The 4,759-nt window shown below is 36.4% G+C and carries 9 protein-coding genes; 6 read left to right on the top strand and 3 right to left on the bottom strand.

Translation table 11 applies throughout. The features are described from left to right. Positions 1-7: 7 nt before the first annotated feature. Both B5V89_RS20650 and B5V89_RS19875 read left to right on the top strand, forming a co-directional pair. Positions 8-103, top strand: coding sequence for a phage holin family protein (locus B5V89_RS20650; RefSeq protein WP_280523967.1), 96 nt, complete (start codon positions 8-10; stop codon positions 101-103). After that, positions 103-810, top strand: coding sequence for an N-acetylmuramoyl-L-alanine amidase (locus tag B5V89_RS19875; protein WP_108073722.1), 708 nt, complete (start codon positions 103-105; stop codon positions 808-810). The genes B5V89_RS20650 and B5V89_RS19875 overlap by 1 nt, the downstream gene beginning before the upstream one ends. A gap of 36 nt (positions 811-846) precedes the next feature. Here B5V89_RS19875 and B5V89_RS19870 read toward each other — a convergent pair whose 3' ends face one another. From B5V89_RS19870 to B5V89_RS19860, 3 genes are read right to left on the bottom strand one after another with little or no spacing between them, the layout of a single operon-like run. Then, entirely contained in the window at positions 847-1,101 is a 255-nt protein-coding gene (locus tag B5V89_RS19870; protein WP_108073721.1) for a hypothetical protein, read from the bottom strand. A gap of 39 nt (positions 1,102-1,140) precedes the next feature. Next, complete coding sequence (locus B5V89_RS19865; protein ID WP_108073719.1) at positions 1,141-1,698, bottom strand: hypothetical protein; 558 nt, start codon at positions 1,696-1,698, stop codon at positions 1,141-1,143. Next, positions 1,695-1,910 carry a helix-turn-helix transcriptional regulator gene (locus B5V89_RS19860; protein WP_244913558.1) on the bottom strand — a complete coding sequence of 72 codons (216 nt, stop codon included), beginning with the start codon at positions 1,908-1,910 and terminating at the stop codon, positions 1,695-1,697. Before B5V89_RS19860 ends, B5V89_RS19865 begins: the two co-directional genes overlap by 4 nt. 290 nt (positions 1,911-2,200) lie before the next feature. Between B5V89_RS19860 and B5V89_RS19855 the strand changes: the two genes are divergently transcribed. Genes B5V89_RS19855 through B5V89_RS19845 form a run of 4 tightly spaced genes read left to right on the top strand, consistent with a single transcriptional unit; the run spans position 2,201 to position 4,707 of the window. Continuing rightward, on the top strand, positions 2,201-3,541 hold the full coding sequence (locus B5V89_RS19855; RefSeq protein ID WP_108073718.1) for an FtsK/SpoIIIE domain-containing protein: 1,341 nt from the start codon (positions 2,201-2,203) through the stop codon (positions 3,539-3,541). Further along, on the top strand, positions 3,477-4,070 hold the full coding sequence (locus tag B5V89_RS19850; protein ID WP_244913557.1) for a replication-relaxation family protein: 594 nt from the start codon (positions 3,477-3,479) through the stop codon (positions 4,068-4,070). The genes B5V89_RS19855 and B5V89_RS19850 overlap by 65 nt, the downstream gene beginning before the upstream one ends. A gap of 12 nt (positions 4,071-4,082) precedes the next feature. Continuing rightward, complete coding sequence (locus tag B5V89_RS20305; RefSeq protein ID WP_181294728.1) at positions 4,083-4,244, top strand: hypothetical protein; 162 nt, start codon at positions 4,083-4,085, stop codon at positions 4,242-4,244. Continuing rightward, positions 4,219-4,707, top strand: a complete 489-nt coding sequence (locus B5V89_RS19845; RefSeq protein ID WP_108073716.1) for a hypothetical protein — start codon at positions 4,219-4,221, stop codon at positions 4,705-4,707. Before B5V89_RS20305 ends, B5V89_RS19845 begins: the two co-directional genes overlap by 26 nt. Positions 4,708-4,759 lie beyond the last annotated feature (52 nt).

Below are 4,759 nucleotides of genomic sequence, written 5' to 3'. Positions count from 1 at the left end.
TCTATCAATTTTAGAAAACTGTGCGCAGCTGGGCTTAAAAGTGCCTAATGTATTGGTTGATAAATTGCATGTAATTCAAGATGAAAAGGAGGAAGATGAATAATGACTGAAATTGTTGTAATTGACCCAGGACATGGCGGTAAGGATCCAGGAGCATGTGCCAACGGATTAAAGGAAAAAGATATTGTTTTAAAAATATCGAAGTATGTAAAACAATATTTAGACGATTTATATACTGGACATAAAACATATTTAACCAGGTCAACTGACGTATTTTTAGAACTTAGTGAGCGTGCTGATTTTGCTAATAATAAAAAGGCTGATTTATTTGTCTCTAATCACATCAACGCGGGTGGCGGTACAGGTTTTGAAAGTTTTGTATATACGACAATCAATGGTGGCGCTACTGAAAAAATGCGCTCTGCTATCCACAATGAAGTGATGACAGTGTTCAAAGATTTTAAAGATCGTGGAAAGAAAAAGGCGAATCTTGCAGTAGTAAGAGAAACACATATGCCTGCAACATTGTTAGAGCATGGATTTATTGACACCAAAAAAGATGCTGATTTCCTAAAATCTGATGCAAATTTAAAGGCAATTGCAAAAGCCGAAGCAAAAGGAATTGCTAAGGCGTTAGGATTAAAAGCTAAATCTAAATCTAAACCTACGCCAAAGCCAAAACCTTCAACTGATAAGGACAAGTCATTTTATAAAGTCCAAACTGGTGCTTTTGCAAGCAAAGAAAATGCCGAAAAGTTGGCTAAGGAATTAGAGAGAAAAGGGTATAAAACGTACATCGTAAAAGAATAATATGATTATAAAAGCCCTTCCGATTGGAGGGGCTATTTAAAATGGTAAATTGTCATTCGTGACTTTATTAATATTCCGTTTTTCTAATGTTTTAACCTGCTCGGTGATATCGATGTTTTCACAAATTATTTTTTCTATTTCTACATCCAATGATGTTTGTTTTTTGATTTCCCTCCAAAACTCATATGCCACTTGTTCTTTACTTCTTCCTTTAAGAGGGAATTGTCCTTTTTGTAATGTCCTATTATTTATACCTGCAACAATATAATGTATTTCTATAACAGTGTACATTTAAACTCCTCCCACACTAAAACCGCCCATAAGGACGGTTTAATTTTCTTTTAGAATTGCATCATATATTTTCCAATTAAAATTCAAATTGTAATCACCACGAGACTCTAAACTACCTTGGACAGTTACTTTGTCACCAGGCTTAAGATTATTGAATTGATTTTTATCTTTGTATTTTGCTGTAAATGTATAAAACAACTTCTTAGAATCCCCTAATTGAGACCATGATTCATTTTTGTAATCTTGACCTCCATAAACAAACAATTGGCTTGTTCCAGCTCTTACTACGGTTCCTGACCACGTTACTTTCTTTTTAAAGAGTTGATTATCCCATACGAGAGTTTTATCTTTACCCAACTTCTTATATTCCTCGACAAATTTTAAGAAGTTGTTACTTTCTAAGGCAGATACGGCATTAGCCCCTATGCTAACACTTTTTTCTTTATCTTTTTTATTTTCCTTCTTCAAGTTTGCAACAGCTGCCTCTGTTTTTTCCTTCTGTTCATCATCATTTGAAATATCTACAACTAACGCAATAATAACAATTATAAAAAATGCTGCAAATATTCCCAAAGCGATTTTAAAATTTTTCTTCAACTTTCTTCCTCCCTTAATTTATAGATATCCTCAAATTTTACGTTTAGAAGCTGGCAAAGTTTCATCAATTGTGGCACAGATGGATATGTTTTGCCATTGCACCAACTTGAGATAGTATTTTGAGAAACTTTAAGAATGACCCCAATATCCTCTCTAGTGTATGGAGATTGTTTAATCCATGCTCCTAATAATACCACTATTTTAATTTCCATTATCATCACCTATAAATATATTCGACAATATCTAAATTAAAACCTTTCAAAGACTTCTTGTAAAAATACAAGAAAATTTGTAAGGACAACTTCTAAACGATCATTCCAAATCGTATGCTTTATCAAATACCAATTTTAATGCCGCCGTAGTAGCTTGACCTGGAATATGCCAAATGTATGCCTGATGTTGTTTTATCGGCAACCAATCTACTGAATCAAAAATACTCAATCGCAAGGATAACTTACTACGTAAGTTCCAAGGGGTGGCGCTGGAAAGGAGGATTGATCGCATGATTTTTGAAGTAGTATCTACAGCTTTGATGGGCGGCTTGGCTTTACAAGCTCATCTCTCTAAAAATGGAGCCGGCAATGATTCAAAAAAATTAAATAGGATTTTTACTTTGTCTGGATTGAATGTGAAGGATGGCAGCCAAACGCTCACGGCACAATTGGTCAAAAAGAAAAATTATGATTGGGGGACTGAATATCGTTATCGAATTCCACTGGGAAGGAGTTTTGAGGATTATTTGGCTAAACAAAAAACGATTGAAGCAGGGATAAATACCAGGACTGTAAAGCTGCAGTTGAAAGACCTTCGGGAGCTTAAAATTGATAAGAATATCATCGCGAATATAAAAGGCCTCTACTCCAAGAAATTAACGGATAAGAAGGAAATTGAGCTCTCGTATGATGGGATGCTAATCATTAGAGTTTACAACGAATCTTTGCCTACCCAGGTTGATCTTGGAGAGGGCAAAGGGTGGAAAGTACCTTTTGGAGTTACACGGGAAAAGAATAAGCCTGTATATCACGACTTTGAAAAGATACCCCATTTAGCACTTGGAGGGGCTACCCGATACGGTAAATCAAATTTGATCAATTGCATTATCGCATCACTTATTAGGCAGCAACCCAATAATGCTAAATTCCATTTAATTGACCTTAAGGGCGGTGTTGAGTTGTGTGACTATGAAAACATTAAGCAGACTGTTTCTATCGCATACGAACCGGAGGAGGCCTTAGAAGTTTTAAAAAATGCTTATGATCTCATGAGAAAAAAGCAGGAAGTGCTTAAAAAAGCAGGAAAGAAAAAAGTCCAGGATGCAGGAATTACAGATCGTCATTTTGTCATCATCGACGAGGTAGGTGAACTTAATCCTGATGAAGCAGTCGATAAAAAAGACATTAAGGATTCAGATGGAAATTTCATAAAAAAGAGTGAAAAAACCATTAAGCTTGAGTGTCAAAAATATATGTCTCAAATTGCACGTTTGGGCGCGGGCTTAGGATTTCGTCTAATATTGGCGACCCAATACGGAACCGGTGATGTGATTCCCCGCCAATGTAAGCAAAATAGTGATGCAAAGCTTTGTTTCCGTGTACAATCGGGAACAGCGTCACGAGTAGTATTAGACGAGGAAGGAGCAGAAAAGCTTCCTGAAATAAAAGGTCGGGCCATCTATCAAACTGCCGATAAAAGGTTAATTGTTCAGACCCCTCTTATATATGAGGGAATTATAAAAGAGATAATCGAACCTTACACCATAGATAAAGGAGGGGCGTCAATTGGATCAACTTACACAAAGGCAAGAAAGAATATTGCTGTCATTGAAAAAACTGGACTTTCTTAATCGTGACCAACTTTCCAAAATCCATAGACTCGGTAAAGTCCGTAATACTAACCGCATTCTAAATGCTCTATCTCCATACCTATCGAATTTCCGCGAAGAATACTCGACAATCTACTATCTTAACAGTCAAGGACGGGAATATGTAAACTCTCAAAAAATTAGGCGTAAAAATCAATTTGTTAATCACATCATCATGAGAAACGATTTTTATATCTTTTCGAAATGTCCGGCCGTATGGACAAATGAAGTGAGAATTAAGGATAACCACCATTCTGTAATCTGTGATGCTCTATTCCAAATAGATAAACGTTATTATTTTTTAGAGGTGGATTCTACCCAAAAGATGAAAGCTAATCGTGCTAAAATTCAACAGTATTTGGGACTTTTTAAAGGGGGAGCGATAAAAGAACATTTTGGGCATTTTCCCGGTCTCATATGGCTAACTAGAACAGAATTGAGAAGAAAGCAGCTAATAGAACTATGTAAAGGATTACCGTGTAAAGTGTACACTATCAATGAAATTAGATAAGGAGGAAATGGCATGAAGATTTATCGGTTAGAAGGAACTACTTTTAAAACAGGTGAGTACTTTTTGATTTACACATCTGATTTAAGCAAGTATGCGAAAGAGTTAAAAGACATAAAAATTGCCGATGTCATGGGATGGAGGGGAAACCATGAAAACAAAATCAATAGGATTTAATGAGTTTATGGATGGATCCTACAAGGCAAAGGAAAGGACGCGGAAACAAAAAACAATAAAATCGACTGTCAGCGTTGCTGGCTCAATTGCTATCCCTCTTGTATTAACGGGAGGTATAGGTGCAGTAGGTTTGGTTTTGACGGGTGCTAAGGCTTTAGCTGCCTCTACTAGCCCTGTAGCATTACCTGTTGCAGCTGACGCGGTTCCTGCAGGTGCTAAGGAGTGGATGGGAGAACAAACTTTATCGGCATTAGCGCATGTATTAGATCCTGTGGTGGATATATTAGTTGCTCTTTCTTTTCCTATTGCGTCTGTGGTAATTGTGGGGGCGTGCTTTATGTTTATGTTTGGAAATTCGGAAAAGGGTTGGACTATGATACAAAACGCTGGCTTAGGTTATGTATTAATTCAAGTTTCCCCACTTATTCTTAATGTTCTAAAACAAGTGGGGAATGCTGTTTAAGGTGTTTACTTTTAACGAATTAAAATAGTTGTATTTATGATACGCTAGCAAC

The sequence above is a fragment of the Heyndrickxia sporothermodurans genome (genome assembly GCF_003055045.1).
GTDB lineage: Bacteria > Bacillota > Bacilli > Bacillales > Bacillaceae_C > Heyndrickxia > Heyndrickxia sporothermodurans.
Note: the sequence above shows the minus strand (reverse complement) of the source record. Positions and strands in the feature narration are given on the sequence as shown.